The following is a 26,376-nucleotide window of genomic DNA, read 5'->3' as shown; positions in this document are numbered from 1 at the left end:
CTATTTTCAAAGTAGAAATTAATCTAAACAGTGTAATTATGGCTAAAAATATTGCAGAGCAGATTGTTGAAATGCTCGAAAACGCCAATGTTAAAAGAATATACGCCGTTACAGGCGACAGTTTAAATCATTTAAATATTGCTGTAAAGAAAAGCAGTATCGAGTGGATTCATGTAAGGCATGAAGAAGTTGGTGCTTACGCAGCAGCGGCTGAAGCAGAATTGGATGGGTTTGCCGTCTGCGCCGGAAGTTGCGGCCCGGGTCACGTTCACCTGATCAATGGAGTTTACGAAGCCCACAGATCTCACGTCCCAATGCTTGTGATTGCATCTACCATTCCAAGCAATGAAATGGGTATGGATTATTTTCAGGAAACCAATACGATCAAATTATTTGACGACTGCAGTTACTACAATCAGATGATTACAAGACCTGAACAGGTTCAGAGAATTTTGCAAACGGCAATTCAACATGCGATTTCAAAAAAAGGGGTTGCGGTAATCGGACTTCCCGGTGATGTTTCTGAACTGGATGCTGAAGAAGCGACGACTTCCAGTCAGATTTTTAAAACCAATCCTGTGATCCGTCCTTCAGATGTAGAATTAAATCAGCTGGCAGATTTGATCAATGACAGTAAAAAAGTCACCATTTACTGTGGAATCGGAGCTCAAAAATCCAATGTTGAAGTCGTGGAATTGGCTAAATATTTAAAAGCTCCTGTTGGATATTCTTTCAGAGGAAAAATGTCCATCCAGCCAAACAATCCAAATGAGGTCGGGTTGACCGGACTTTTAGGTTTGCCCTCGGCGTATCATGCAATGCACGAAGCGGATCTTGTTTTATTGCTTGGAACAGATTTCCCTTACGAGAAATTTATGCCCGTAAAAAATAAAATCGTTCAGATCGACGAAAGCCCGGAAAGATTGGGTCGTAGAGCAAAACTTGAATTGGGTCTTACAGGTGATGTGAAAGAGACCATCAAAGCTTTACTTCCTTTATTAAAGGAAAAAACGGATATCAATTTCCTTAATCAGCAACTGGAATTTTATGAAAAAGTAAAAGAACATCAGTTGACTTATGTAAAAGAATTTGGTACAGAAGATAATATTCAGCCTGAATATGTTGCTCACACTTTAGATCAGCTGGCAAAAAATGATGCGATTTTTACGGTTGATACAGGAATGTGCTGTGTCTGGGGAGCAAGATTCATTACAGGAACCGGTGAGCGAAAAATGTTGGGTTCTTTCAATCACGGATCTATGGCCAATGCAATGCCGATGGCAATCGGTGCATCACTGGCTTATCCGGGAAGACAGGTGATCGCGATGTGTGGTGACGGTGGTTTGTCGATGCTTTTGGGCGATATGGCAACCATTTTCCAGTATAAACTTCCGGTAAAACTGATCGTTTTCAACAATAGAAGTTTGGGAATGGTAAAACTCGAGATGGAAGTGGGCGGCATGCCGGATAACGAAACCGATATGATCAATCCTGATTTTGCGATGATAGCTCAGGCGATGGGCTATCCCGGAAAAAATGTTCACAAACCGGAAGAAGTTGTTGGAGCAATTACCGAATGTTTAAATCATGACGGTCCCTATCTCTTAAACATTTTCACAAATCCGAATGCTTTGGCTTTACCTCCAAAAATTGAATTCGAACAGGTGATCGGCATGACTAAATCTATGGCGCAACTCATGTTGGGCGGAAAAATGGAAGAAGCTTTAGACACTGTAAAAAGTAATTATAAACACATCAGAGAATTGTTGTAATGAGTAGTTCTTTGAAGAAATTTTATGTCATCGCCTGGGTTTTCGGGCTCGTTTTTTATTTTTTAGACTACGTCATCAGATCTGCGCCTGCAGTGATGTTGCCACTGCTAGCCAGTCAATTTAAAACCAATAATCTGGATTTGGTCTGGATGATTGGAACTTATTATTATACGTATTCCACCTGCAGTTTGTTGGCAGGAATCGCTTTAGATAAATTCGGAGGTAAGAAATCCCTTTTTGCAGGAACTTTGATTTTAGGAATTGGTGCATTATTATTTTTAATTTCAAGCCAGTTTGCCGGAATTTCCGGAAGACTTTTGCAGGGGGCTGGTTGTGCATTTGCATTTCCGGGCTGTGTTTATCTGGCAAGTAAAGGTTTTTCATCTAAATCTTTAGCAACCGCAATCGGTTTTACGCAATGTCTCGGGATGTTGGGCGGTGCATCAGGACAGTTTTTGGTTGGCCCGTGGGTAGAATCCGGAATGGATATCAATACGTTCTGGTTATGGTCTGGAATATTTACAATCATTACAGCCTTCGCACTTTATTTTGTAATACCTAAAGAAGATTCTGAACCGGAGGAAGAAACTCATTCTAAAAAATTAGGGTATTTTGAGACCTATAAAATTGTTTTTAAAAATCCTCAGTCGTGGCTCTGTGGATTGATTTCAGGATTGCTGTTTGCTCCTACAACTATTTTTGCAATGACCTGGGCAGTTGCTTTTTTTGAAACAGACAAACAGTTTGCATTTCACGATGCTGCAGTAACCAGCGGAATGGTTGCTTTCGGATGGGTTTTCGGCTGTCCGTTATTAGGGTTTATCACCGATAAAATTGGCAGAAGAAAACCAGTTTTGGTTGGTGGAGCAATACTCATGATTTTAAGTCTTCTGCAGCTCGCATTTTTACCAGAATTATTTTCCGCTAAACTCACCATGTTCATCTTGGGAGTAGGCTCGGGAGCAGCAATGATTCCGTATTCTGTAATCAAAGAAGCGAATCCTGATTTTGTAAAAGGCAGTGCTACCGGCGCAATTAATTTTATCACTTTCGGAGTCACTACATTGGTCAGCCCGGTTTTCAGTCATTATTTCGGGAAAAGTTTAGGTCTGTCAGATGCTGATATTCATTTTCAGAACTCTGTAATTTTTTGGATTGCAGGAATTATTTTGGCAATATCAGTTTCATTTTTACTGAAAGAAACAGGCAGAAAAGCAGTGGAAATTTAGAAGGAAGAGAATAATTTAAATATATTTGGTGGGAAATTTGTACGGTTTAGCACAAATCAATCCTTATGAAATCAACATTTTTTATAGTAGCTTTCGCCTTTTCAAACTTGTTATTTGCCCAGCAATATGATCTGGAAGATCAGGAAAGCAACGTCATCATTTCAGAAACCAATAAAAATATTCTGAAAATCGCGATCAATGATCCGCTTCAGGTTGCAGTAAAAGACTGTAAAGATTTTAAAGCAGCCAATGTTAGTGGTGGTGTCACAGCCTACACAGAGACTTTAAGAAGATACATGTTCAATTATCTCAATTCAGAATTTTATGTTTTGAACGGTGATTTCACATTTACGCTTACAGTAAACGAAAAGGGTAAAATCACAAAAATTGAGGGAAGCCCGAAGGTAGACAACAGCGAAGTTTTCTTTGATGATATGAAATACATTATGAGAAGAATAAAAAATACATGGACGCCGGCAACCTGCAACGGAAAGCCTGTCTCCAGTGAAATTAAAATTAAAATGAACTTCAATTCTGTAGCCACAGATTTATAATTTACATGTAAATTGTCAAAAATTCACATTCATCATCGCAAGATACATTAGATTTTGATTAATTTATTTTATTTTCGCAAAAGCTCTTACAGAAGTTAGAGCTTTAATTATTTGATGATGAAAGTTAAATTTTTTTCTACTGTTTTAGTATTATTTTCAGCCATAGTGAATGCACAGATTTTGTATGATTACCCAGCTGGCCAGGATTTTTATGAAGGCGGAAAAATAGGTTTTCTTAGAGAGATGATTGACGTTATACATAAAAATAAGTCGAAACCCTGTGATAAGACTGAAGCTCTTCTTATGAGATTTGTAGTTTACCCTGATAAATCGGTAAGGTATGTAACAGATGAAGATAAAAACGCAGTAGAAAATAATAAGTGTTTGAAGGATAAAGTTTTAGAAAATTTAAAGACGCTTAAAAAATTTAAACCAGCGGAAGTTAACAAAGTAAAAGTCGCCGCTATGTTTTTTGCAACTTTTACAGACGATATGTTTACTAATAGTTTCTCCTCTAAAGAAGACTTTACAATGCCTGTCTACATGCATAAAGGGAAAGAAGAAGGTATTGAAAAGTTCAGAGAGAATTTTGCCAACTGTTTTGATACCAGGGGATTTCGAACTGTTGGGAATGACTATTCTTTCAAACTTAATTTTGATGTAAGTACTGATGGTGAAGTAGGCTTTTTTTATATTGATAACATGTCGAATTTAGCTGATTTTAATACAATGGTAGTAAAATGTGCTTCAAATACTAAAAAATCATATTGGAAGGCGGGAACTTATAAAGGTGTTCCTGTAAAACAAATCTTTAAAATACCGATTAAGTTCCTTGCAAATTAAAATTTTAAGAATGATCGAATTCTTAACGAATTTCACTCCTGCCATTCTGTCACAATATTTTGTATCTTTGCAAATTCAATAAGTTTAAATTTTAAGTCTGGGTTTAAAGTAAACGCAATAAACCTTGAATTTTAAATTTTAAACCTTAAATCTATTACCGTGCAGGAAAAATATATAGACGAAACAAAACAGGGCGAAGCCTTTGCCATCGCAGAAAAAGACGGAAACTCCAAAAAACTGTTTTTGGAAAGTTACGGCTGTCAGATGAATTTCTCTGATTCTGAAATCGTTGCGTCAATACTTAACGAACAGGGCTACAACACAACTTTAAAAGTAGAAGAGGCAGATTTAATTTTATTAAATACCTGTTCTATCCGTGAAAAAGCTGAGCAGACTGTAAGAATGCGCCTTTCCCAATTCAAAAATCTTAAAAAAGAACGTCCGAATATGACCGTTGGTGTTCTCGGTTGCATGGCGGAAAGGCTTAAAACTAAATTTTTAGAGGAAGAACAGCTCGTGGATTTGGTAGTTGGTCCAGATGCATACAGAGATCTTCCTAATCTTCTGAAAGAAACTGAAGACGGCAGAGATGCCATCAATGTAATTCTTTCAAAAGAAGAGACGTATGCCGACATCAACCCTGTCCGTTTGGGCGGAAACGGCGTTACCGCTTACGTTACCATCACAAGAGGCTGCGACAACATGTGTACATTCTGCGTGGTGCCTTTTACAAGAGGCCGTGAAAGAAGCCGCGATCCGCATTCTATTCTTGAGGAGTGTAAAGGTCTTTGGGAGAATGGATATAAAGAAATTACTCTTTTGGGGCAAAACGTTGATTCTTACCTTTGGTACGGTGGCGGCCCGAAAAAAGACTTTGCCAAAGCATCTGAAATGCAGAAATTAACCGCTGTGAATTTTGCGCAGCTCCTTGATTTGGTGGCTAAAGCTGTTCCTGAAATGCGAATCAGATTCTCAACATCAAATCCTCAGGATATGAGTCTTGATGTGTTCAGAATGATGGCGAAGCACGATAATATCTGCAAATATGTTCATTTACCGGTTCAGAGCGGAAGCAACAGAATGCTAGAAGCCATGAACAGACAGCATACCCGCGAAGAATATTTAGATTTAATAAAAAAAGCAAAAGAAATCGTACCCGATATTTCGTTTTCACAGGATATGATCATCGGTTTCTGTGACGAAACTGAAGAAGATCACCAGGATACTTTAAGCTTGATGAAAGAGGTGGAATACGACTACGGATATATGTTTGCATATTCAGAAAGACCCGGAACGCCAGCTCACAAAAAAATGGAAGATAATATTCCGGCAGATGTGAAACAGCGTCGTTTGGCAGAAGTGATTGCTTTGCAGGGCGAGCTTTCAAGAAAAAGAATGCAGGGCTACGTGGGCAGAGCTCATGAAGTTCTGATTGAAGGTATTTCAAAAAAGAACAAAAACCAATGGAAAGGAAGAAATTCCCAGAATGCCGTTTGCGTTTTTGATATGCTCGAAGGCCAGAAAATTGGTGACATTGTGAATGTTTTTGTGTTTGATAATACGCAGGGCACGCTTTTAGGGGAAACGGTTTAGGAATTCGATATTTAAAATTTTAGTGGATAATCTTCAGTCTCAAAAATTATTTCAAAATATTTCTGCATTGTTAGAAAATGCCAGAAAGAGAGTCGCTATTGCTGTAGATCAGGCAATGGTTCTCACCTATTTTGAAATAGGAAGAATGATTGTGGAAGATGAGCAGAATGGCGAAAATCGTGCTGAGTATGGTAAAGCTTTGCTCAAAGGTTTGTCTCTTAAGCTAACGGAAAAGTTTGGTAAAGGTTTTTCTGAAACAAATCTAAAACAGATGAGACATTTTTATATGTCTTATTCAATTGGTCAGACAGTATCTGACGAATTCAAAAAAATAAGTCAGACAGTGTCTGCCGAATTTGAAACTCCTCACAATCAGCAATTTGAAATTTCCGAAACAGATTCCCGGAAATTATTTCCAAAGCTAAATCTCCCTTGGTCTCATTATCTCAAATTAATGAGAATCAAAGATTTAAATGAAAGGAGATTTTATGAAATTGAATCATTTAAAAATAATTGGAGCTTGCGGGAATTGCAGCGTCAATATGATTCTGCATTATACACAAGATTATCTTTAAGTAAAAATAAAGATGAAATTCAGAAGCTTTCTGAAAAAGCGCAAATTATAGAAAAACCGAAAGATCTCATCAAAGATCCTTATGTTTTGGAATTTCTGGGCTTGTCTGAAAAACCAAATTATTCCGAGAGCGATTTGGAGTCGGAATTAATAGATAAATTAGAGCATTTCCTTTTAGAATTAGGAACAGGATTTACATTTGTTGCAAGACAAAACAGAATAACTTTTGATGACAGACATTTTAAAATAGATTTGGTTTTTTACAACCGGATTTTAAAATGTTTTGTTTTAATTGATCTGAAAATCGGAGAATTAAAACATCAGGATATCGGGCAAATGCAGATGTACGTGAATTATTTCGACAGAGAAAAACGCATAGACGGAGAAAATAAAACCATCGGAATTATTCTCTGTCAGGATAAAAGTGAAGCTTTGGTTGAATATACTTTGCCGGAAAATAATGATCAGATTTTTGCAAGTAAATATCTCACTGTTTTGCCGAGCAAGGAAGATTTTATTAAAATTTTAGAAGAAAATCAATAACATACACAGTGGAGAAATTTCAAAAATATTGCCTCAGTGTTTTATTGGTGATCATCAGTACCAATATTTCTGCGCAGATCAGCAACGGCACTGTAAAAAGTGAAGACTGTAAAGTGCTGTATGAAATTTACAATCAGTTTTTAAGCTCAGGACAATGTGAAGCATTAGAAAAAACCGTTTTAAATGGAAATTCAAAACGCAGGTTTTCAATTGGCGAAAAGCAGAATGCAGCCGATCTTTTTGGTTCATTCAATACACAGAATAAAAACAACCTTCATAAACCAGAAATCCGTTTTTCGGAAGAAAAGCATAATCAGCTTTTGACTGTCTTTTTAAAAGAAAATAAAAAGAACTTTATTGCTGATATTTTATATTTAAAAAGTAAGGTTTCAAAGATTAGAAACAAGGATTATTTGAATACAGTTAGCTGAAAATCAAGTCAAATTATTTATCTAACTGATTTATCTACAGCAAAGTAGATGAAAATTTAATCAAAAAAATCTAAATTTTATGAGTATCGAACTTCAAAATATAAAAAACCGTTTCGGCATCATCGGAAATTTTCCCGCTTTAAACCGGGCACTCGAAAAATCAATTCAGGTGGCACCTACCGACATTTCCGTTTTGGTGGTTGGGGAAAGTGGTGTTGGAAAAGAATTTATCCCGAAAATTATTCACTCAGAATCCAAAAGAAAACATCAACCATACATCGTCGTCAACTGTGGGGCAATACCTGAAGGAACCATCGATTCCGAACTTTTCGGTCACGAAAAAGGAGCGTTTACAGGAGCTACGGCTACAAGAAAAGGATATTTCGAAGTGGCAGATGGTGGAACAATCTTTCTTGATGAGGTGGGCGAGTTGCCTTTGCAGACGCAGGTCCGTCTGTTAAGAGTTTTGGAAAGTGGTGAATTTATGAAAGTAGGTTCTTCACAGATTCAGAAAACCAATGTGAGAATTGTTGCAGCAACGAATGTAAACATGATGAAAGCCATTCAGGACGGGCGTTTCCGTGAGGATTTGTTTTACCGTCTGAATACCGTTCAGATTGATATGCCTGCTTTGAGAGAAAGAAAAGGCGACATTCATTTGTTATTCAGAAAATTCGCCATTGATTTTGCCGAAAAATACAGAATGCCGGAACTTGAACTTGAGCCGGGCGCCGTTCATTACATCGAAAATTATACTTTCCCCGGAAATGTACGTCAGCTGAGAAATCTGGTGGAACAAATGACGGTTGTGGAGCGGGAGCGAAAAGTTTCTGTGACAAAACTTACAGAGTATATTCCGATGGATGCCCATTTGCCGATGGTGGTGAATCAGCCGGGCGGTCAAAAACAAACTGATTTCGGAAATGAAAGGGAAATCATGTACAAAATTCTCTTCGATATGCGGAGCGATATAAATGATTTAAAATCCTTAACTTCGGAACTCATAAAGAATCGCGGAACGGGAGATCTGAGCAATCAGGAGAAAAATCTGATCAACAGAATTTACACTCCCGAATCCACGCCACAAACGGCAAGTCCGAATTCTTTGCTGTATTTTGAAAATAACAGCAACAACGGTCAGAATGTTCAGAATCCTACGATCATTTCTAATGCGGATGATACTTACGAAGATTTTGAAGACATTGAAATTGAAGAAAACAAACCAGAATCTCTTTCATTACAGAACAATGAGAAAGATTTAATTGTAAAAGCTCTGGAAAAGCACAACGGCAGAAGAAACCGTGCAGCAGACGAACTCGGGATTTCTCAGAGAACTTTGTACAGAAAAATAAAACAATATAACTTAGAAGAATAAACTACGCAATTATGACTGTAAATTTAACACCAAAACCTATCAATTTCAAACTGGGAGATTATCTGAATAAAGGTTTCGAACTTTTGAAGAACAATTTCGGAAACATTTTCACAGCATTTTTATGCTGCTTTGTAATGGCTATTATTCCGTTTTGTGGGATGCTTGGCGCCGGAAATTTTTATCTCTACCTCAGAAAAATTAATAAAGGACAGCAGGCAAGTGCGGGAGAAATTTTCAATTTCGACAGATTTATGCCCTATTTTATGCTTCAGCTCATCATTATAGGTGGTATAATTGCAATGTACGTTCCTGTGTTTCTTTTAGGTCTTCTCGCCGGTGTAATGAATGGTGGAGAGCCTTCAGCTTGGTTTTCGATAGTGATGATTCCCTACATGATCGCAATATATGTTGCCATATTTTATTTTGTGCTGAAAGGATTTTACATTCCTGCACTTATTGCTTTTAAAAATATTACAGAAATTAAAACTGCCTGGAATATTTCTAAAGTAATGACGAAAAACAATCTTCTAAATATATTCCTGTTTTCAATCGTGGTAAGCCTTTTGGCTCAGGTTGGAATTATTGCATGTGTAATAGGCGTTTTTGTTACGGCACCATTTGCATACACAGCAAATTATTTTGCTTACGAAGATGCTATCCAGCAAATTGAAGTTGATGAAATTTCAGAAATTGGCATCCAGGAAAAATTTTAAATTTAAATTGAATGAATTCTCTTAAAAATCTATTTTTACTATTCATATCTGTGAGCTTGCTGAATTCCTGCTACAGCTTCACAGGTTCATCCCTGAAAGACGAAAAAACGGTGCAGATCAACGAGTTTCCAAACAATGCTCCGTTGGTAAATCCTACACTTTCGCAACAGTTTTCCACAGATATTCAAAACAGATTTTTACAGAGAACTACTTTGAAAGGAACAAAATCAAACCCCGATATTTTAATTGAAGGTGAGATTACAGATTATTCGATCATGCCTACCAACATCAGCTCAACTACGCAGCAGACGTCGGCCGGTACCATTCAGCAGTCACAAAATAAACTTACGATTACAATCAAGGTGCATTACGAAAACAAACTGCACCCAGACTTAAGTTTCGACAGAACGTACATGGATGAGGCAGCCTTCAACAGCGATCTTTCGCAGGCAGATATCGAAGCGTCGCAGGTGAGATTGGTAACTGAGAGAATTATCAACAAGATTTTTAATGATATTGTAGCAAACTGGTAAGATGAAAACTAGAGTTTTAGAGCTTTTAATTGAGCCAAAAAATATTCAGAATGATGATCTTCAGATTCTGAGAGATCAGATACAGGAATTTCCGTATCTTCAAAATGTACGTGCTCTACATCTGTATGGCGTGCACCTTTACGAACCGGAAAATTATCAGAAAGAACTGTCTAAAACTGCTGCCTACACTACAGATAAGAAAAATCTGTACCATCTCATCAACGGTAATCTGGAAACAAAAAAGGCAGATATCCCTTTGTCAAAAGTGTCTCAGATCACTGAAAATAAAAAAGCCTATCCTGCTTACGCTCCAAAAAACGGAGGCTTTCCGCTGAAACGCCCCGAAGAAAAGCAAGAGGTAAATACTGAAGAATCACCATACACCGCTGTACAGCCACAGCCGGAAGTTTCAAACCAGCCGGTAGAAGTGGAAGGCCAGAGAAACAGAATTCTTTTCGAAGGTGAAGAAAACTTCCTCAACGAAGAAAATACGGTGAAAATTGATCTCGAATCCAGCAGGGAATCAGGAAATTTGGTAACAGAAAAACTCGATGCTTCTCAGGCTTCATATCAGCCTGGTGAAGTGATATTCGAAGAAAAGCCAAATACTGAAGCAGTAGCTAAAACTGATGATCATCTTAGTTCTGAGATTAAAGAAAACGAATCAGGTTCAGGATCAAAAGAAAATGTAGCTGATGTGGATGAATCTGAAATTGAAAAGCTTGAAATTCCTAATGCAGAATCAGTAAAAGGTGAGGCTGAGGAAACGAAAATCAATTTTAATCAGTCTGAAATAAAAGTTTCACCTGAAGATAATTTTGAAAAAGCAGGTGAAATTATTACGGAAGAAAAAGCGGTTAGTTTTCAGGAAATTACACCTTTAGAAACTGAAAATAAGGACGAGAAAACTGTTTCTCAGGATCAGCTTAATACCAAAACAGAATTTAGTTCTGAAACCAGTGTTTCTGATGATAAAATTGAAATTGATACCAATAAATCAGAAGTAGAAAATCATGAAATGGGTGATGTGGAAGAAAAAGCGGATGAGGTTGAAGAAACAGAAATTAATTTTAATCAGTCTGAAATCAGAGTTTCACCTGACAATAATTTAGAGGAAGCTGTGGAAGTTATCGCGGAAGATAAAGCGATAAGTTTTCAGGAAATAGCACCTTTAGAAACTGAAATTAAACAAGACGTTAAAGAAGAAGAAAAGGTTTCTCAGGATGAGGTTCAGAATCAGACAGATTTTAGTTCTGAAACGATTATTTCTGAAGATAAAATTGAATCTGATGATGAAAAACAAAAGGTCGAAGATGATTCTCAGTTGAGTTTTCATGGAACCGAATCTTTCTTTCCTGAAGTTAAAATGGAAGCAAAAACTCCCGTACAGCAGGAAATCCCGGCACAGAATACACCTTCAAAAAATAAATATGAAGAGGAAATGCGCCGCCTGATTGAGCAGGTGGAGCTGAAAATGAAGGAAGCTAAAAAAGATGTACCGAAGGACGAAAAAGCGACTGAAAAAGAACAGGAAACTGTAAATTCTGAAATCAGCTTTGCCGAAACACAGTCTTTTGATGTTGAAACTCAGTCACCTGAAGTCGTTGAAAATGAGGAAGAAAGGAAACTGAATGAAGATGAAATTTCGATGGATGATGAAGAAATATCTGCTCAGACAGAAACGGATTCTAAGTCATCTGAAACAGAAACTGAGTCCGAAACTGTACCTTCAACTTCCTGGAAACCAATGTCCTTCGAGGTAAATACTCTGGATTACTCTATCGGCAGAAAGACTGAAAATGTTGAACAAAAACCGGCTGAAAAGCCAGAGCCTTCCGTAGAAGAAAGGGCACCTGAAGCTGTTCTTGCCGAAGAAGAACAGGAAGTTATTACCGAAAATACAGAGCAAGCGGAAACCGAAGAAGTTTCAGAAAATGATGAGGAAAATGTAGAAGAAGATGAAAAAAGTGCTCCGGCTTTTAACGTTTCATTTTTTGGGAGTGATATCTCATCATTCATCAAATCAAATCAAAAAAGCGAAGAGGAAGCCCAGCCGGAAATTACGCCTGAACCTTCTCCTCAGCCAAAAGCCAAACCGGATCAACGCGAGATTCCTTCTATTTTAGACAGCAACGTTCCTGGTTTTATCAATACGTGGCAAAGCTGGCTGAAAATTGACAGGACAGCAGAAGTAGAAAAGGAAAAAATTGAAATCAAGGAAAAAGCAATCGAAGCTTTCATTGAAAATAATCCTAAAATCAGTCAGCTGAAAGACGAAAGCAGTTTTGTGATAAAAGAACGCAACGACGACATTTCACACCTGATGACAGAGACGCTGGCAAAGCTTTATACTGAGCAGAAACTCTACTCAAAGGCGATTCAGGCATACCAGATTTTAATTGGAAAACATCCCGATAAACAGTCTTACTTTGAAGAAAAAATTCAGGAGGTAAAAGACACCAGAGGTAGATAGTAAAAGCAAAAACAGATCATTTCCGATCTGTTTTTTTTATATTGTAGCGGATTGATTTTAGCCAGGGTTTCCCAAGTCTTGTACCGAAGAATCGGGATTGGCTATGTGACTGACTACATAGAATCTTCGATTGCAGGACAAACGCACAAATAATTAGAACAAATTAAGAGCCGGTTTAAATTTCATCAAAATTAATTTCCCCCGACCCTAAAGGGAGTTAATTTTAATGAAATTTTCAAGGCATTTTTCCACCCTTTAGGGTTGCGGAAAAGAAAAATGACTTGAAAATTTGTTTTTTAATCATTTTTAAACAGACTCTAAAATATTAGAAATTTAACTTTTTAATTTTTGGCGACGGGCCAAAAACTTTTTTACCAGTTTTTTTCCTCCAATTACAATCAGTACAATAAAAATAATACTTAAAATAAAAGCGATAACAGGTGCAAGCATAGAAACAACCGTCATAAATCCTGCACCTGCAGTTTCGGTACTTCCTACAATAAAATTTCCGGTTCCGCCTGTCGTGGCTGTGGAAGCCGCACGTAATCCTGCAAAGCCTGAACTGATTGTTGCTGCCGTTCCTCCACCTGCAATAATAGCCAGTGCCCACTGCGGAAAAGTCCCAAGATCTGCAAACTGACTCGCAAACAAAACCGAGCCTGCCACGGTAGAAAGCGGTATGGCCACAGAATCCAGCAAGTGATCTACGAAAGGAATGTAGTAGGCAAGAATTTCTGCAACAGTGGCAATTCCGGTCATAATTAATGTGGGAAGACCTGCGAGCCATTCAAAGTTTTCGCTCATCGGGATCCAGCCGAGATAGGAAGAAAGGTTTACGGCAAACAACGGCAGAAAAACCCTGAAACCGGTTGCAGCAGCGAGACCAATGCCAAAAAAGGCACTCACGATATATGGAAAGTAGGGAATATTGTCAAGCATTTTATTTTCAGATTTGTGAAGTTTAAATTTAATGAAATTTTAGATGCTTTCTCTGAAAATCTTTTGCTGAAGATTTATTTCTTACGCTGAGCCTGACACAGTTTTATAAACTGTTCTTCAACTTCTCTGTATCCTACAGCTTTTTCTGAAGATGCCCAAAAAAGCATAGCGTGGGATAAATCTCCAAAAGCTTCTTTATACAAATCTTTGTTTAAACGGAAACACTCCCGCAAAAGTCTTTTTAAACGGTTCCTGTCAACGGCTTTTTTAAAGTATCGCTTTGAAACAGAAACTCCGAATTTCAGTTCAGAGATTGGTTGGGTCTCTTTGTTTTTCAGAATAATGATTCTTAAATTTCCATAAGTCCGCCATTTTCCCTTTTCAAAAAGTAAACTGATGTCGTTTTTCCCTTTCAGCTTCTCAGAGGTCGGATATTTAAAGTTATTCATCACCGGAATCTGTCTTTTTAACCAAATGATTAATTACTTCTGAAGCGGCGTAAAGCCCAAAAATGGCAGGCATAAAACTGATGGTTCCGTAGAATGATCTTTTATAGTTGCTGCCGTCAGTCATTTTTAAGCTGTCTTCATCCTGTATGTCGTCAGCAAAAACACAGCGTACACCTTTGTCAATTTTTACTTTTTTCAGTCTCTTTCTGATCTGTCTCGCGAGGTGACAGTGCTGGGTTTTGCTGATGTCACGCACCATAACTTTGGAAGGATCAGATTTTCCTCCCGCTCCCATACAGCTCACTACTTTTATTTTTCTGCGTTTCGCGGCAATAATTAAAGCGAGTTTTGGTGTGATGCTGTCGATGCAGTCTAAAACGTAGTCGAAATTTTTTCCGTCAAAAACTTCGTCCATACGGTCAGGATTCAGGAATTCGTTTATCCGGCTAAGATTAAGTTTGGGATTGATGTCTAAAAGTCTGTCGCCTACAATTTTTACTTTATGTTTTCCGATGGTAGAATGCAGCGCAGGTAACTGTCTGTTGATATTGGTAATATCTACGGTGTCGCCGTCTACGATTGTCATATTTCCCACACCAGCTCTGGCCAGAAATTCTGCTGCAAAAGATCCTACACCGCCAAGTCCTATAACCAAAACGTTGGAATTATGAAGATTTTCCAAACCTGTTTCTTTGATGAGAAGTTCTGTTCTTTCAAGCCAGTTTTTATCCATTTTTTATCGTTTCTAAATTAACAAAGATTTGATCCTGAAGATTTTCTGTCGTTATGTTTTTTATTTCCGAAACTTTGTAATACAGTTCTTCAATACTGAAATCTGCATCATCAGTTTCTAAAAACAGTCTATCTAAAGGAGCGTTTTTTAAAGTATTTTGCAAAGATAGATTATACAAAACCGCTTTTCCAAAACTCAGGTAAAAATTATTCGACAGAAGGCTGTCTGCAACGGACTGTTTCTTATTAAAACCATGCAGAATCATCGGAAATTCAGATTTTTTTCTGAAAGGAATCAGTTCAGAGAATCTTTTGACGCAGTGAATGATTAAAGGTTTTTTTAATTCATTGGCGATGTTAATCTGTTCCAGAAAAACTTTATTCTGAACTTCAGCAGTCGCCGAAACCATCGAGTCTAAACCGCATTCACCTATGGCAAAGCAGTTTTCATTTATACTTTCTTTCAGCCATTCAATTTGCAGGCTTAAATTATTTTCGTCAATATCCTTCGGATGAATTCCGGCAGAGAAAGGCATTTCCGGAACTGTCTGAAACAGCTCAAGATTATAAATTCCGTTGGCAAAATTTTGTTTATGATGATGAAAATCGAAGTAAGACATATTCAAAAATAATCAAATTTATGTTTTAAATTATCAAACGGCTGTTTATGGATTTTGTTAAAAATTTCATAACTTTAAGGCAAAGTCAGTTTCTATGAAGAAAAAGTTTACGGAAAAACAGATCCATATTTTAGATATTGCCGAAGAACTTATTGCTAAAAAAGGGTATGATGGTACTTCTGTAAGGGATATCAGCTCAAAAGCGAACATTAATGTCGCCATGATTTCTTATTACTTTGGCTCAAAAGAAAAAATGATGTCTTATCTGTATCAGTACCGTGTGTTGAGAACCAGAGAGAATTTTTCTGAGTTTGCAGACACCATCAAAGACGGTAAGCCGGAGATGCAGATGAAGGAAATGGTGAAGTTTATCATTTCCCAGCTTTTTAAATACAATTATTTCCATGGCTTTGTTACTCAGGAACTCAGGCATTCTGATCAGGTGAAAAATGAACTGTTAGATTGCTATCAATTGTTTGTAAGAAAAATTGATGAAGTAACTAAAAAAGGGGTAGCATCAGGTGTTTTTACTTTTGCCCCCAAACCGGAAGATCTTCTCACCGTGATTATCGGAGCGACACTTTTTGTAATCAGAAATAAAAACTTTTTTGAACTTTACGTTCCTTACAAAGATTCTGATGCATACGACAAAGAAGCTGAAAAAAAGGTCAGAGTGAATACTTTAATGTCTGTTTTCGCTATTTTGGGATACGCTACAGACTAATTTTACGTTAAATAATCATAAAAAAAAGTCTATTGCAAAAAAAGTTTTATTTTTGCAAATTAAAAGTTCGGAAAAATACCGAATCTGTTGAATTCCTTATGAAAAAGTATATTTTAGGTATTTTCGCTGTAGCGGTACTTGCTGCCTGCAAAAGCACTCAGCAAAAAGCATTGACAAGTGCGGATAAAACTTTTATTCTGAAAACTGCCAACGAAAATTTTGCTAAAAAGAAGTGGAAAAATGCATTGGCGCTGTATGACAGGCTTCCAAACCTTGTTGCCGGGACAGATGATGCTCCTAACGTTGTTTTTAACTCTGCATATGCCAATTATTATGATAAAAATTATAAGCTGGCAGGGCATCAGTTTAAAAACTTCTCCGTAAGTTTTCCTATGGATCCAAGAAGAGAAGAAGCTGCTTACATGTCTGCACTGTGCTACTATAACGGTTCTATGGATTACAACCTCGATCAGAGCAGTACAGAACTGGCAATCAATGAGCTTCAGGATTTCTTAACCAACTACCCGGATTCTGAAAGAGGAAAAAACATCAATACCATGATTGATGAGCTTTCTTATAAACTGGAATTCAAAGCATATGAAAATGCAAAGCACTACTACAAAATGGGAGATTACAAATCTACCGGTGTAGCATTTGAAAATGTATTGGAGGATTTCCCAAGTACAAAACTCCGTCCGAAAATCTACGATTATATGCTTAACGCACGTTATCTTTTAGCAATGGGATCAACTTATGAGTTGAAAGATGAGCGTATAGAAAGTGCTTTGGCCTTCACAAGACAGGTTGAAAAAGAACTTCCAAATACAGAATACTCTAAAACAGCTGTAGATTTAAGAGAAAAACTTGAAAGAGAGAAGAAAGATTTTGTCGTTGTAAAGAAGCAGAATGACGAAAGAATCGCTTTGCTGAACGAAAGACAGAAAAAAATTGCTGATCAGGAAGCGAAAAAGGTAAAAACCGAAGAGCAGATGAAGGATCAGATGGAAAACGAAAAGCAGGCAAACCAAATGAGAAGAGACAGCGCTGTGCTGCAGACACCTCCTCCGGCAGCTACTTTCAAAATCCAAAGATAAATCGTACATTTGCCATCTTAAAAATAAATTAATTTTCTCAAAATGAGCGTAAAAGATACAAAAGCAGAAGTAAATACCATTACTTACAACAAAGACAAGATTGAAGAAAATGTAGGATCAATCTACGAGGCGATTGTTATCATGGGCAAAAGAGCAGAGCAGATCAATGCAGAAATCCGTACAGAACTTCACAATAAGCTGGACGAATTTGCTGTGCACAATTCTACTCTGGAAGAAGTTTTCGAAAACAGAGAGCAGATCGAAATCTCTAAACATTACGAAAAACTTCCAAAACCAACTTCTATTGCAATTGAAGAATGGTTAAACGGAGACGTTTACTTCAGAAAAACTGAAGAAAGAAAGTAATCATATGTGTTTTTTATAAACAAAGGTCATAGAAGAATTTTTCTTTTATGACCTTTGCTGTTTATCCCAATGGCGTTCGCCAAAAAATAAGTATTTTAGTGCTTTAAAATTTTCTTGATGAGTATTGCCGGAAAAAAAATCCTTATCGCCGTCTCTGGCGGAATTGCTGCCTACAAAATACATTTCCTTATTCGGGATCTTGTGAAAAAAGGTGCAGATATTCAGGTGATCATGACTGCGGATACAGAAATGTTTGTGACGAAACTCAGCCTGTCCACATTATCTAAAAAGCCTGTCTACAGCGATTTTTATGGTGAAAACGGATCATGGAACAGTCATGTTGACCTTGCACTTTGGGCAGATGTAATGATTGTAGCGCCCTGTACAGCAAATACTTTAGCCAAAATGGTCAACGGCATCTGTGATAATCTGTTAATTGCAACTTATATGTCTGCAAAATGTCCTGTTATCGTTGCTCCGGCGATGGACTTAGACATGTACAGGCATCCATCCACTCAAAACAATCTCGATCTTGCAGAAGATTTCGGACACATCATTATTCCGGCAGAAAGTGGTGAATTGGCCAGCGGATTGGTCGGACAGGGAAGAATGGCCGAACCTGAAACAATTGTAAGAACAGTGGAAGAATTTTTTAGTTTAAACCAAAACAAAACTTTAGAAGGAAAAACCGTTTTAATTACAGCGGGGCCAACTTATGAAGCCATCGATCCTGTAAGGTTTATAGGAAATCATTCCTCTGGGAAAATGGGTTATTCTCTGGCTGATGAAGCAGCAAAGCGTGGCGCAAAAGTAATTCTGGTTTCCGGACCGAGTTCTGAAAAGGTTTCAAGTGAAAATATTGAAATCCACAAGGTGACTTCGGCAAAAGAAATGTTCAATAAGGTTTTTGAGTTTTATGACAGAGTTGATATCGGCATCGCAAGTGCTGCCGTGGCTGACTATACTCCAAAAGTGGTGGCTTCCGAAAAAATCAAAAAAAACGACGAAAGTTTTACGATCGAATTAATCAAAAATCCTGATATTCTGAAAACCATGGGTGAGCAGAAAACACATCAGTTTTTAGTAGGTTTTGCTTTGGAAACTCAGAACGAGGAGGAAAATGCCATGGGGAAACTTCACAAGAAAAATCTTGACATGATCGTTCTAAATTCGTTGCGGGACGCCGGTGCAGGATTTAAAAATGACACCAATAAAATTAAAATTTTCACGCAAACGGAGAAGAGAGAATTTGATTTAAAATCTAAATATTCTGTAGCCAAAGATATTCTCGATTTCGTTGAAAATCAATATTTAAAATAAATTTAATAAATTTCCGTTCTCAATCTTACTATTCGAAATGAAAAAATATATCATCATACTGTTTCTGCTTCTGATTTCTCACTTGTCCTTTGCGCAGGAAATCCTTGCAACGGTGACAGTCAATACACAACAGATTCAGGGGAGTAATCAGCAGGCGTTTAAAGCTTTGGAGAAAAGTTTAAGGGATTTCATCAACAATACAAGCTGGACTGGTAAAAAGCTTCAGAATTACGAAAAAATAAAATCAAACTTCTCGCTCGTTCTGAACGAAAGAGACGGCAACAGGTATCGTGGCAGCATCGTGGTGCAGGCGGTTCGGCCGGTTTACAATTCCACCTACGAATCTCCGCTGATCAACGTTCAAGATACAAAATTCGGTTTTGAATATGTTGAAAATGAAAACCTTATCTTCAATGAGAGACAGTTTTCAGGTAAAAACCTTATTGATGTCATCAGTTTTTATGTTTACGTGATTTTAGGTTATGATGCAGACAAGTTTTCAGTCTAACGGTGGAACACAATATTTTTCAAAGGCTCAGCAGATTGCACAAAATTCGCAAAACAGAGGCTATGAGGGCTGGAACCAGATTAACGAGCCGAGAAGCCGTACGATTCTGATTGGCGAAATTTTAAATCCCAACATGAATCAGCTTCGTGCGACGATGTACACTTATCACAGAGCGGGCTTAGACAATCTTTTTAATCAGGATCAGAGTCAGGGTAAGAAAATTCTTTTTGATGCGCTGATGCAGCTGAAAATGTATGAGAATAATTTCCAGCAGAATTATTTCTTCAATCTTTTTATGGATAACAAAAGCGATGAGATCTACAATATTTTCAATTCCAGCAACAACGGAGGTGTAAATGTAGCAGATCTGAAACAGCTGATGACCATATTCGCACCCAAGTTCGCCGAAACGAAATGGAATAAGTGGAAATAGATGTTTGTTATCAGATTATTGACGCATTAGCTAACGTATTTTGCATCATAAATCTTAACAATTCTAAAATGCTTCTTTCCTTAATCACTTAACTGTCTTAATGGTAAAATTTCTGTAATGATTTAAAAAAAATTATTTGAAACTGAAATTTTCGCCACTCGCATAATTGTTGAGTTGTCATTACTAAAATTTATATTTGCAGTATTAATGCAGACTTCAGAAATATGCTTTCCAGAATCTATATCAAAAACTTTGCACTCATCGATGTGCTCGAAGTTAATCTAAATAAAGGTTTACAGGTCATTACCGGAGAAACCGGCGCCGGAAAATCAATTATCCTCGGTGCACTGCGCCTGATTTTGGGTGAAAGAGCCGATCTGAAATCTATTTCTAAAGCGGAAGAAAAGAGCGTTGTAGAAACTGAATTTTCATTAAACAATCAGTTCAAAAAATTTTTCATTGAGAACGATCTTGATTACGAGCATCAGACGATTATCAGACGGGAAATTCTGCCTTCAGGAAAATCAAGGGCTTTTATCAATGACGTTCCTGTAACTCTGGATATCCTTAAAGAACTGACTTCGCAGTTGGTAGACATTCATTCTCAGTTTGAAACTTCCAATCTGTTTACTTCAGAATATCAGTTTAAAATCATCGATGGTATTTCCGGGAATAAAAGTATTCTGGAAGAATATCAGAAAGAATTTTCAGATTTTCAGAGTCTTCAGCTTCAGCTTAAAAAATATAAAACACAGCTTTCAGAAAACAATAAAGAAAGCGATTATAAAACCTTTCTTTTAAATGAACTGGAAGAAATTGATCTCGATCATGTAGATTTTGAAGAGCTACAGAATCAGCTTTCGGTGCAGGAAAATGCGGAGATGATTTCAGAAAATCTCGCTCAAATTCTTTCAAGATTTCATCAGGAAGAATTGGGCATTTTTTCATTTTTTAATGAAGCTAAAAATAAACTTTCCAAAATTGCCGAAGTTTCACAAAGTTTTGCAGAACTCGACGGAAGGCTCGAAACTTCTTTTGTGGAAGTGAAAGATATTATTTCCGAACTGGAAAATGAAGCTGAAAAAATTGAAATTAATCCTGAAAATTTAGCTCTTTTAGGTCTTCTTAATAATAAACTCAACACACTTTTCATCAAGCACAACGTTTCTGATGTGGAAGGTTTGAAGGAAATCAGAGATCAGCTGGCAGGCGAACAAAAAGGTGCTTCCGAACTTGAAGAACTGATTGATCAGATTGAGAAAAATATTATTTTAAAAGAAAAAACACTTGCAGATCTTTCAAAAAAACTTTCGGATAAAAGAAAGAAAAGCACGCCGTCATTTATTTCTAAAGCTGAAGGTTTGCTTAAAAAATTAGGTCTTGAAAAAGCCAAAGTGGAAATTGATCTTCAGGCTTCAACCGATTTTAATTCTTTTGGAAAAGAAAATATTCAGCTGCTGTTTCAGGCGAATTCAGGATTTCCGCTGAGACCGATTCAAACGGCAGTTTCAGGCGGGGAAAGGTCGAGAGTGATGCTCGCTGTAAAGAAAATTATTGCCGAAAGCGACGAACTTCCCACTTTAATTTTAGACGAAATCGACACAGGAGTTTCAGGAAAAGTAGCCGAAGAAATCGGAAATCTGATGCGTGAAATGTCTGAAGATATGCAGCTGATCGTCATTTCTCACCTGGCACAGGTTGCCGCAAAAGGAAATGACAATTATAAAGTGGTTAAGCAGGATGTCAACGGCAAAACCCAATCAAACATCGTTGCTCTTTCTGAAGAAGATAAGCTGAATGAAATTGCGCAGTTGCTTTCGGGTAGTAAAATTACGGAGGCGGCGATGGCGCAGGCGAAGGAGTTGATAGGTTAGAAAAAACTATTTAAGTTCATGATTAAAGGTATTGATTTAATTGAGAAAATCATTGAATTCATTTAAATGATACCTGATAAGGAATTGTGGAATTACAAATCTTTAGAGAATAATGTGTCAGCTTTATTAAGACTTAAGCAAATAGATATTTTAATTGGAGCTTTTGGCTTAAGAAAACAGAATGCGGTAATTTCTTTGCGAGACGAAATCGCTCAAGTCCTGAATGGGAATTTTTATGAAAACTTGGATTGGGAAATCTCAAATCAGACAACAGAATTTGTACATCAATTCTTACTAGACAAAATGTTGGATAAAGAATATATCGAACCGCTACGGCGACATGAAATTTTGTTTATTTTTCCTAAAATGTTAAATTATAAAATCCAGATTACCAAGCTCTTAAAATTCAATTCCGGATGGCTGGAATGTAGCCCAAGATTCAACTTAGCATATTTTCATATCAATATGGTAGATGAAATCAACGCAAAATTTGCCAATAAATACCAAATTTTAGATGATATTATTGAATTAATTGTCAATCCAAAGAATCAAACCTTTATCGAAGCTGACTTGGTTGAGCAATTTAATTATGTATCGGATGACGAAATCCAAAAATCTGATTTTGAAAATTGGTAAAGCTACATTAAGATTCCACAATACATTCCTCATTAAAATCCAATTAAAATCCCTGTTTCAGGACAAATTTGTAACAAATTCTGCCTTATATTTACTAATGTAAAAAAGTAAACTATGTTTAAAAGGTTTCTGAAGCTGGAGTGGAAGAGTTTTTTCAGAGGTTCTTCTGTCGGGATTAATCTGGCTATGAAGATTCTGAGAATCGTCGGGATTTGTTTCTTTGTTTTGTGGCTTGCAATGATGTCTTTCATTGCCTATTTCTATGCGCAGGAAGAAATGAATGAGGATCCGTTGAAAATAATTTCACGTTTTCTGATTATTGGCTGGCTTATAGATTTGGTTTTCAAATACATGATTCAGCAGATTCCTACCCAGAATATCAAGCCTTTTCTTACCCAGAATATTCCTAAAAAAGTTGTTGTCAATTATACTTTAATTAAAACTTTTCTTACACCGCTGAGTTGGTTTAATTCTATATTTCTGGTTACATTCTGTGGAATTTTAGCTTTCAACGGTTATGGTTTTCTTGGGATTTTCACTTGGTTTATAGGAGTTTCTTCTCTGTTTTATCTGAATAATTTTATCAATCTTTTATTTAATGATAAAGAAAATGTGGCGATCGGAGCAGGAATTTTTATTGCAGTTTTTGCTGCTTTAAATTATTACGAAATTGTCCCTATTTTATCTTATTCAGAAAAGCTTTTCTATAATTTGTACGAACGACCTTATTTTGCGGTAGTTCCTGTTACGCTTTTCCTTGGTCTCTGGAAAATTACCTTCAATTACATCCGAAAAGGTTTCTATCTTGATGAAGGTCTTGAAGCCAAAAAAGAAATCGGAAAAACCGAAAACATCGCTTTCTTAAACAAATACGGAGCAATCGGAACATTTATCAACAATGACATCAAAATGCTGAAACGAAACAAGGTGACCAAAGGTGTTGTAATAGGCAGTTTCCTTTTTGTGTTTTACGGCTTGCTGATGTTTTCAAATAAATACTACCAGACACCTGCAGCATTAATGTTTATGGGGCTTTTTGTAACCGGAGGTTTTCAGTTTACTTTCGGAGGGAGAGTTCCTGCTTTCGACAGTGCCTATTATCCTCTGATGATGACGCTCAACGTGCCATATAAAGAATACATCAAAGCCAAATGGTGGCTTATGAATATTGTAACGGTCTTTTCTATCGTCTTGGCCTTATTCTACGTATACTTCGGATGGAATGTCTACCTCGCATTTTTTGCGGCGGGAATTTACAATATCGGTGTCAACTCACAGTTTACCCTTTTGTCGGGCGCTTACAATAAAAACCTCATCGATTTAAATTCAAAAGAAAAGAGAGTTGGGCAAAAAAATACATTCACTTTTAAAACGATTATTCTGATGGTACCAAAAATGCTTTTGCCAATGGCTGTTTACGGGATTTTCTTCTACTTCTTCGGAATTACTGCAGCGGTAACAAGCATCGCAGTTTTGGGTCTTTTAGGATTTATTTTCCGCGAAAAAATCTTCGATATCATTATTAAAGTTTATAAAACCGAGAAATACAGTACGATTGAGGCTTTTAAGAAAGATTAAGTTGAAAGAACCAAGTAAAAAAGGAAAAGAGCCAAGTTTGTTAAAGAAAACTTACGTGACCAGAAAGGGTCAAACAAAAGTAACCGTGGGTGAAATCGATTAAAGAGATTCGGCGAAGCCAAACCCATGGGAATTAAAATGTAAAATTTATTATTTAACATCCTTTATTAAACATCAAACACCCAACATTGAACAACATGATTACAATACAGAATTTAAAGAAAACATACGGAACAGCAACTGTTCTCAACATAGAAAATTTAGAAATTACAAAAGGCGAAACTTTCGGCTTGGTTGGAAACAACGGTGCGGGAAAAACAACGCTTTTCAGTTTAATGCTTGATTTGATTCAGCCTACAGCAGGTTTTGTAAGCGTTGATGACATTAAAGTCAACGAATCTGAAGCATGGAAAAATAAAGTTTCAGCATTCATCGACGAAACTTTCTTAATTGGATATCTGACTCCAGAAGAATATTTCTATTTTATCGGCGAGCTGAGAGGGCAGAATAAAGCTTCTGTAGATGAATTTTTAAAGCAGTTCCATGATTTATTTAATGGCGAAATTGTCAATGCAGGGAAATACGTCCGTGATCTTTCAAAAGGAAATCAGAAAAAAGTAGGAATTGTTGGAGCCTTAATTGGTAAACCGGAAATCATTATTCTGGATGAGCCTTTTGCCAATCTTGATCCCTCCACGCAGATCAAACTCAAAAATATGATCCGTGATTTTGCAAGAGAAAATGGGGTGACATTTTTAATCTCAAGCCACGATCTTGCTCATACAACAGAAGTCTGCAACAGAATTGTGGTTGTGAATAAAGGCGAAGTCGTCCGTGATATCCAAACCACTCCCGAAACCTTACGTGATCTTGAAAAGTATTTTGAAGATCAGGTCAACTCAGCAAAACAGGAAGTTGTTGTTGAGGCGCCTGTAGTTACTGAGGATTTACCCAAAGAAAATACGGGCGGAACGTTCTGATTAAATCTAAAAGATTTCAACGGTAAAATTAAAAGCCCTGAAAGGGCGACAACATCTGCATCGGGAGCAGCCCGATGTTCTGTTTAATGTGATTAAAAAGCCCTGAAAGGGCGATATCAACGTAATCGGTGCATCATTGTGCATCATATCAGAAATATTTAAAATAATTTCAAAAAATACAACATTCATTTTCAGCGGGTTACGAAAATTTTAAAAAAAATTAAAAAAAGTATGTAACCATTTTGAACTTTTGCTGTCTTTAGTATAGAAATCGAAGATTCGACGAAGTCAAATAGAATAAACCATGAAGCTTTTGTTTGGAAATAAAAAAGATGATTTGCTGAGCCGCCTCAAAAGGCAGGATCCGGCTGCGCAGAAAATCTTTTATGATCAGAGTGTAAAGAAATTCCTGAGTGTGGCTAAAAGCTATGTCAGCGATATTTATCAGGCTGAAGACTGCGTGATTAAAGCATTCTGCAAGATTTTTAAACATATCGAAAGCTTTCGTGGCGAAGGAAACTTCGAAGGTTGGGCGAGAAAAATTGTAGTCAACGAATGTCTCAATTTTATTAAAAGCCGCAAAACGGTTTTTTATCTCGACGATGTTCACGCTTCTGTTTTGGAAGATTTGCAGGAAGAGATATTTGAGTTTGATTTTAGTGCTCAGGAACTTTTAGATCAGCTTCCGGATGCGTACAGAATGGTTTTCAACCTTTATGTGATTGAAGAATATTCGCATCAGGAAATTGCAGATACGCTGAACATTTCCTTGGCAGTAAGCAAAACCCAACTCTTCAGAGCAAAAGAAAAATTAAGAAAGATTTACTTTCAACAACAAAAACAACTGAAAAATGAACTCGTTTAATAATAGTTTTGAAAAAAACATCAAAAAACAAATCGATGAAAGAGAGCTTACTCCTTCAAGAGATTTGTGGGCAGAAATTCAGGCTCAGACTGACAATTCCGGTTCTAAAAAATCTAAATTTAACTGGGTTTATCTGGCTGCGTGCTTTGTTGTAATCTTCGGTTTGGGAGCAGCACTTTTTTTGAATAATGATGATGATCCAAAAATACAGATGGCTGAAACGGTAAAAACACCTTCTTTAGAATCTGAAACTGTTGCTCAACCTGAAATCATCAATTCTCAGAAAATTATAAAAGATAAAGATCAGGAAAAACTGACTCAGGTAAAGAACCAGCCGTTGCAGGAAAATGCTGCACAGGAAATTCAGACTCAAAGCAATCTGCCTCTCATCAAAGAAAATCCTTCTGAGGTCGCTTCTCAGATCATTCAGAATTCACCTGCTAAAATCATCGCAAAATCTGATTCTGTACAGGTGAAAAAGAAAAAAAGATATGTTGATCCATCAACGCTGCTTTTCTCAATCGAACATAAGGAAGTCATCGAAAAATCTAAAGACGGAAGCAACGTTGCAACCATCGATCTGAACAACAAATAATTCAATTTTAAACTAAAAAATAATAATACT

General features: G+C 36.9%; 27 protein-coding genes. 23 read left to right on the top strand and 4 right to left on the bottom strand.

The genetic code is table 11. The features are described 5' to 3' along the window. Positions 1-38: 38 nt before the first annotated feature. The 11 genes from ASG21_RS16025 (at position 39) to ASG21_RS15975 (ending at position 12,633) form a co-directional block, all read left to right on the top strand. On the top strand, positions 39-1,772 hold the full coding sequence (locus ASG21_RS16025) for a thiamine pyrophosphate-dependent enzyme (RefSeq protein WP_056083763.1): 1,734 nt from the start codon (positions 39-41) through the stop codon (positions 1,770-1,772). After that, on the top strand, positions 1,772-3,001 hold the full coding sequence (locus ASG21_RS16020) for an MFS transporter (protein ID WP_056082797.1): 1,230 nt from the start codon (positions 1,772-1,774) through the stop codon (positions 2,999-3,001). Before ASG21_RS16025 ends, ASG21_RS16020 begins: the two co-directional genes overlap by 1 nt. 65 nt (positions 3,002-3,066) lie before the next feature. Next, positions 3,067-3,555, top strand: a complete 489-nt coding sequence (locus ASG21_RS16015) for a hypothetical protein (RefSeq protein ID WP_056082794.1) — start codon at positions 3,067-3,069, stop codon at positions 3,553-3,555. A 114-nt stretch (positions 3,556-3,669) separates the two neighbouring features. Beyond that, positions 3,670-4,398: a hypothetical protein gene (locus ASG21_RS16010; protein ID WP_128414341.1), complete on the top strand. Its 729-nt coding sequence runs from the start codon at positions 3,670-3,672 to the stop codon at positions 4,396-4,398. A gap of 159 nt (positions 4,399-4,557) precedes the next feature. Further along, a complete protein-coding gene (gene miaB, locus ASG21_RS16005; RefSeq protein WP_056082788.1) occupies positions 4,558-5,991 on the top strand; it encodes a tRNA (N6-isopentenyl adenosine(37)-C2)-methylthiotransferase MiaB in 1,434 nt (477 codons plus the stop codon). A 22-nt stretch (positions 5,992-6,013) separates the two neighbouring features. Continuing rightward, positions 6,014-7,108, top strand: a complete 1,095-nt coding sequence (locus ASG21_RS16000) for a PDDEXK nuclease domain-containing protein (protein WP_056082785.1) — start codon at positions 6,014-6,016, stop codon at positions 7,106-7,108. A gap of 8 nt (positions 7,109-7,116) precedes the next feature. After that, positions 7,117-7,539 carry a hypothetical protein gene (locus ASG21_RS15995; protein ID WP_056082784.1) on the top strand — a complete coding sequence of 141 codons (423 nt, stop codon included), beginning with the start codon at positions 7,117-7,119 and terminating at the stop codon, positions 7,537-7,539. A 79-nt stretch (positions 7,540-7,618) separates the two neighbouring features. Next, positions 7,619-8,914 carry a sigma-54 dependent transcriptional regulator gene (locus ASG21_RS15990; RefSeq protein ID WP_056082780.1) on the top strand — a complete coding sequence of 432 codons (1,296 nt, stop codon included), beginning with the start codon at positions 7,619-7,621 and terminating at the stop codon, positions 8,912-8,914. 11 nt (positions 8,915-8,925) lie between these two features. Then, positions 8,926-9,627: a hypothetical protein gene (locus tag ASG21_RS15985; RefSeq protein ID WP_056082777.1), complete on the top strand. Its 702-nt coding sequence runs from the start codon at positions 8,926-8,928 to the stop codon at positions 9,625-9,627. An 11-nt stretch (positions 9,628-9,638) separates the two neighbouring features. After that, a complete protein-coding gene (gene lptE, locus ASG21_RS15980; RefSeq protein ID WP_056082774.1) occupies positions 9,639-10,160 on the top strand; it encodes an LPS assembly lipoprotein LptE in 522 nt (173 codons plus the stop codon). Position 10,161: 1 nt separating this feature from the next. Next, entirely contained in the window at positions 10,162-12,633 is a 2,472-nt protein-coding gene (locus ASG21_RS15975; protein WP_056082771.1) for a hypothetical protein, read from the top strand. A 333-nt stretch (positions 12,634-12,966) separates the two neighbouring features. Here the strand turns inward: ASG21_RS15975 and ASG21_RS15970 are convergent, their stop codons facing one another. From ASG21_RS15970 to ASG21_RS15955, 4 genes are all read right to left on the bottom strand, one after another. After that, on the bottom strand, positions 12,967-13,572 hold the full coding sequence (locus ASG21_RS15970; protein ID WP_056082767.1) for a DUF4126 domain-containing protein: 606 nt from the start codon (positions 13,570-13,572) through the stop codon (positions 12,967-12,969). Positions 13,573-13,646: 74 nt separating this feature from the next. Then, the gene (gene rnpA, locus ASG21_RS15965) at positions 13,647-14,021 is read right to left on the bottom strand and encodes a ribonuclease P protein component (protein ID WP_056082764.1); all 375 of its coding nucleotides are present in this window, start codon (positions 14,019-14,021) and stop codon (positions 13,647-13,649) included. Beyond that, positions 14,014-14,754, bottom strand: coding sequence for a tRNA threonylcarbamoyladenosine dehydratase (locus tag ASG21_RS15960; protein WP_056082761.1), 741 nt, complete (start codon positions 14,752-14,754; stop codon positions 14,014-14,016). The genes rnpA and ASG21_RS15960 overlap by 8 nt, the downstream gene beginning before the upstream one ends. After that, the gene (locus ASG21_RS15955) at positions 14,747-15,373 is read right to left on the bottom strand and encodes a TatD family hydrolase (protein ID WP_056082758.1); all 627 of its coding nucleotides are present in this window, start codon (positions 15,371-15,373) and stop codon (positions 14,747-14,749) included. The genes ASG21_RS15960 and ASG21_RS15955 overlap by 8 nt, the downstream gene beginning before the upstream one ends. Before the next feature lie 94 nt (positions 15,374-15,467). Here ASG21_RS15955 and ASG21_RS15950 point away from each other — a divergent pair, with 94 nt between their 5' ends. The 12 genes from ASG21_RS15950 (at position 15,468) to ASG21_RS15900 (ending at position 26,346) form a co-directional block, all read left to right on the top strand. Then, a complete protein-coding gene (locus ASG21_RS15950; RefSeq protein ID WP_056082756.1) occupies positions 15,468-16,097 on the top strand; it encodes a TetR family transcriptional regulator in 630 nt (209 codons plus the stop codon). 98 nt (positions 16,098-16,195) lie between these two features. Next, a complete protein-coding gene (bamD, locus tag ASG21_RS15945; RefSeq protein ID WP_056083760.1) occupies positions 16,196-17,191 on the top strand; it encodes an outer membrane protein assembly factor BamD in 996 nt (331 codons plus the stop codon). A 42-nt stretch (positions 17,192-17,233) separates the two neighbouring features. After that, positions 17,234-17,557 carry a DNA-directed RNA polymerase subunit omega gene (locus ASG21_RS15940; protein ID WP_056082753.1) on the top strand — a complete coding sequence of 108 codons (324 nt, stop codon included), beginning with the start codon at positions 17,234-17,236 and terminating at the stop codon, positions 17,555-17,557. A gap of 117 nt (positions 17,558-17,674) precedes the next feature. Beyond that, complete coding sequence (coaBC, locus tag ASG21_RS15935; protein ID WP_056082751.1) at positions 17,675-18,877, top strand: bifunctional phosphopantothenoylcysteine decarboxylase/phosphopantothenate--cysteine ligase CoaBC; 1,203 nt, start codon at positions 17,675-17,677, stop codon at positions 18,875-18,877. A gap of 37 nt (positions 18,878-18,914) precedes the next feature. Beyond that, positions 18,915-19,385, top strand: coding sequence for a DUF4835 family protein (locus ASG21_RS20725; RefSeq protein ID WP_347230690.1), 471 nt, complete (start codon positions 18,915-18,917; stop codon positions 19,383-19,385). Further along, positions 19,360-19,818: a DUF4835 family protein gene (locus ASG21_RS20720; RefSeq protein WP_347230689.1), complete on the top strand. Its 459-nt coding sequence runs from the start codon at positions 19,360-19,362 to the stop codon at positions 19,816-19,818. The genes ASG21_RS20725 and ASG21_RS20720 overlap by 26 nt, the downstream gene beginning before the upstream one ends. Positions 19,819-20,042: 224 nt before the next feature. After that, entirely contained in the window at positions 20,043-21,692 is a 1,650-nt protein-coding gene (locus ASG21_RS15925) for a DNA repair protein RecN (protein ID WP_056082748.1), read from the top strand. Between the two features lie 66 nt (positions 21,693-21,758). Next, a complete protein-coding gene (locus tag ASG21_RS15920; protein WP_056082746.1) occupies positions 21,759-22,328 on the top strand; it encodes a hypothetical protein in 570 nt (189 codons plus the stop codon). A 114-nt stretch (positions 22,329-22,442) separates the two neighbouring features. Next, a complete protein-coding gene (locus ASG21_RS15915) occupies positions 22,443-23,906 on the top strand; it encodes a DUF5687 family protein (protein ID WP_056082743.1) in 1,464 nt (487 codons plus the stop codon). Positions 23,907-24,103: 197 nt separating this feature from the next. Then, on the top strand, positions 24,104-24,886 hold the full coding sequence (locus ASG21_RS15910; protein ID WP_082482461.1) for an ABC transporter ATP-binding protein: 783 nt from the start codon (positions 24,104-24,106) through the stop codon (positions 24,884-24,886). A gap of 304 nt (positions 24,887-25,190) precedes the next feature. Then, complete coding sequence (locus tag ASG21_RS15905) at positions 25,191-25,751, top strand: RNA polymerase sigma factor (RefSeq protein WP_056082741.1); 561 nt, start codon at positions 25,191-25,193, stop codon at positions 25,749-25,751. Beyond that, positions 25,738-26,346 carry a hypothetical protein gene (locus ASG21_RS15900; RefSeq protein WP_056082738.1) on the top strand — a complete coding sequence of 203 codons (609 nt, stop codon included), beginning with the start codon at positions 25,738-25,740 and terminating at the stop codon, positions 26,344-26,346. Before ASG21_RS15905 ends, ASG21_RS15900 begins: the two co-directional genes overlap by 14 nt. The last annotated feature ends 30 nt before the right edge of the window (positions 26,347-26,376 follow it).

The organism is Chryseobacterium sp. Leaf394 (assembly GCF_001424105.1).
Lineage (GTDB): Bacteria > Bacteroidota > Bacteroidia > Flavobacteriales > Weeksellaceae > Chryseobacterium.
Note: the sequence above shows the minus strand (reverse complement) of the source record. Positions and strands in the feature narration are given on the sequence as shown.

Excerpts from the sequence above, each read along its gene's own strand:
- ASG21_RS15940 (WP_056082753.1), top strand. The coding sequence starts at position 17,234 with ATGAGCGTAAAAGATACAAAAGCAGAAGTAAATACCATTACTTACAAC.
- ASG21_RS15925 (WP_056082748.1), top strand. The coding sequence starts at position 20,043 with ATGCTTTCCAGAATCTATATCAAAAACTTTGCACTCATCGATGTGCTC.
- ASG21_RS15955 (WP_056082758.1), bottom strand. The coding sequence starts at position 15,373 with ATGTCTTACTTCGATTTTCATCATCATAAACAAAATTTTGCCAACGGA.
- ASG21_RS16025 (WP_056083763.1), top strand. The coding sequence starts at position 39 with ATGGCTAAAAATATTGCAGAGCAGATTGTTGAAATGCTCGAAAACGCC.
- rnpA (WP_056082764.1), bottom strand. The coding sequence starts at position 14,021 with ATGAATAACTTTAAATATCCGACCTCTGAGAAGCTGAAAGGGAAAAAC.
- ASG21_RS15960 (WP_056082761.1), bottom strand. The coding sequence starts at position 14,754 with ATGGATAAAAACTGGCTTGAAAGAACAGAACTTCTCATCAAAGAAACA.
- ASG21_RS16015 (WP_056082794.1), top strand. The coding sequence starts at position 3,067 with ATGAAATCAACATTTTTTATAGTAGCTTTCGCCTTTTCAAACTTGTTA.
- ASG21_RS20725 (WP_347230690.1), top strand. The coding sequence starts at position 18,915 with ATGAAAAAATATATCATCATACTGTTTCTGCTTCTGATTTCTCACTTG.
- coaBC (WP_056082751.1), top strand. The coding sequence starts at position 17,675 with ATGAGTATTGCCGGAAAAAAAATCCTTATCGCCGTCTCTGGCGGAATT.
- ASG21_RS15985 (WP_056082777.1), top strand. The coding sequence starts at position 8,926 with ATGACTGTAAATTTAACACCAAAACCTATCAATTTCAAACTGGGAGAT.
- ASG21_RS16020 (WP_056082797.1), top strand. The coding sequence starts at position 1,772 with ATGAGTAGTTCTTTGAAGAAATTTTATGTCATCGCCTGGGTTTTCGGG.
- ASG21_RS20720 (WP_347230689.1), top strand. The coding sequence starts at position 19,360 with ATGATGCAGACAAGTTTTCAGTCTAACGGTGGAACACAATATTTTTCA.
- ASG21_RS15900 (WP_056082738.1), top strand. The coding sequence starts at position 25,738 with ATGAACTCGTTTAATAATAGTTTTGAAAAAAACATCAAAAAACAAATC.
- ASG21_RS15905 (WP_056082741.1), top strand. The coding sequence starts at position 25,191 with ATGAAGCTTTTGTTTGGAAATAAAAAAGATGATTTGCTGAGCCGCCTC.
- ASG21_RS16010 (WP_128414341.1), top strand. The coding sequence starts at position 3,670 with ATGATGAAAGTTAAATTTTTTTCTACTGTTTTAGTATTATTTTCAGCC.
- bamD (WP_056083760.1), top strand. The coding sequence starts at position 16,196 with ATGAAAAAGTATATTTTAGGTATTTTCGCTGTAGCGGTACTTGCTGCC.
- ASG21_RS15920 (WP_056082746.1), top strand. The coding sequence starts at position 21,759 with ATGATACCTGATAAGGAATTGTGGAATTACAAATCTTTAGAGAATAAT.
- ASG21_RS15915 (WP_056082743.1), top strand. The coding sequence starts at position 22,443 with ATGTTTAAAAGGTTTCTGAAGCTGGAGTGGAAGAGTTTTTTCAGAGGT.
- ASG21_RS15970 (WP_056082767.1), bottom strand. The coding sequence starts at position 13,572 with ATGCTTGACAATATTCCCTACTTTCCATATATCGTGAGTGCCTTTTTT.
- ASG21_RS15990 (WP_056082780.1), top strand. The coding sequence starts at position 7,619 with ATGAGTATCGAACTTCAAAATATAAAAAACCGTTTCGGCATCATCGGA.
- ASG21_RS15950 (WP_056082756.1), top strand. The coding sequence starts at position 15,468 with ATGAAGAAAAAGTTTACGGAAAAACAGATCCATATTTTAGATATTGCC.
- lptE (WP_056082774.1), top strand. The coding sequence starts at position 9,639 with ATGAATTCTCTTAAAAATCTATTTTTACTATTCATATCTGTGAGCTTG.
- ASG21_RS15975 (WP_056082771.1), top strand. The coding sequence starts at position 10,162 with ATGAAAACTAGAGTTTTAGAGCTTTTAATTGAGCCAAAAAATATTCAG.
- ASG21_RS15910 (WP_082482461.1), top strand. The coding sequence starts at position 24,104 with ATGATTACAATACAGAATTTAAAGAAAACATACGGAACAGCAACTGTT.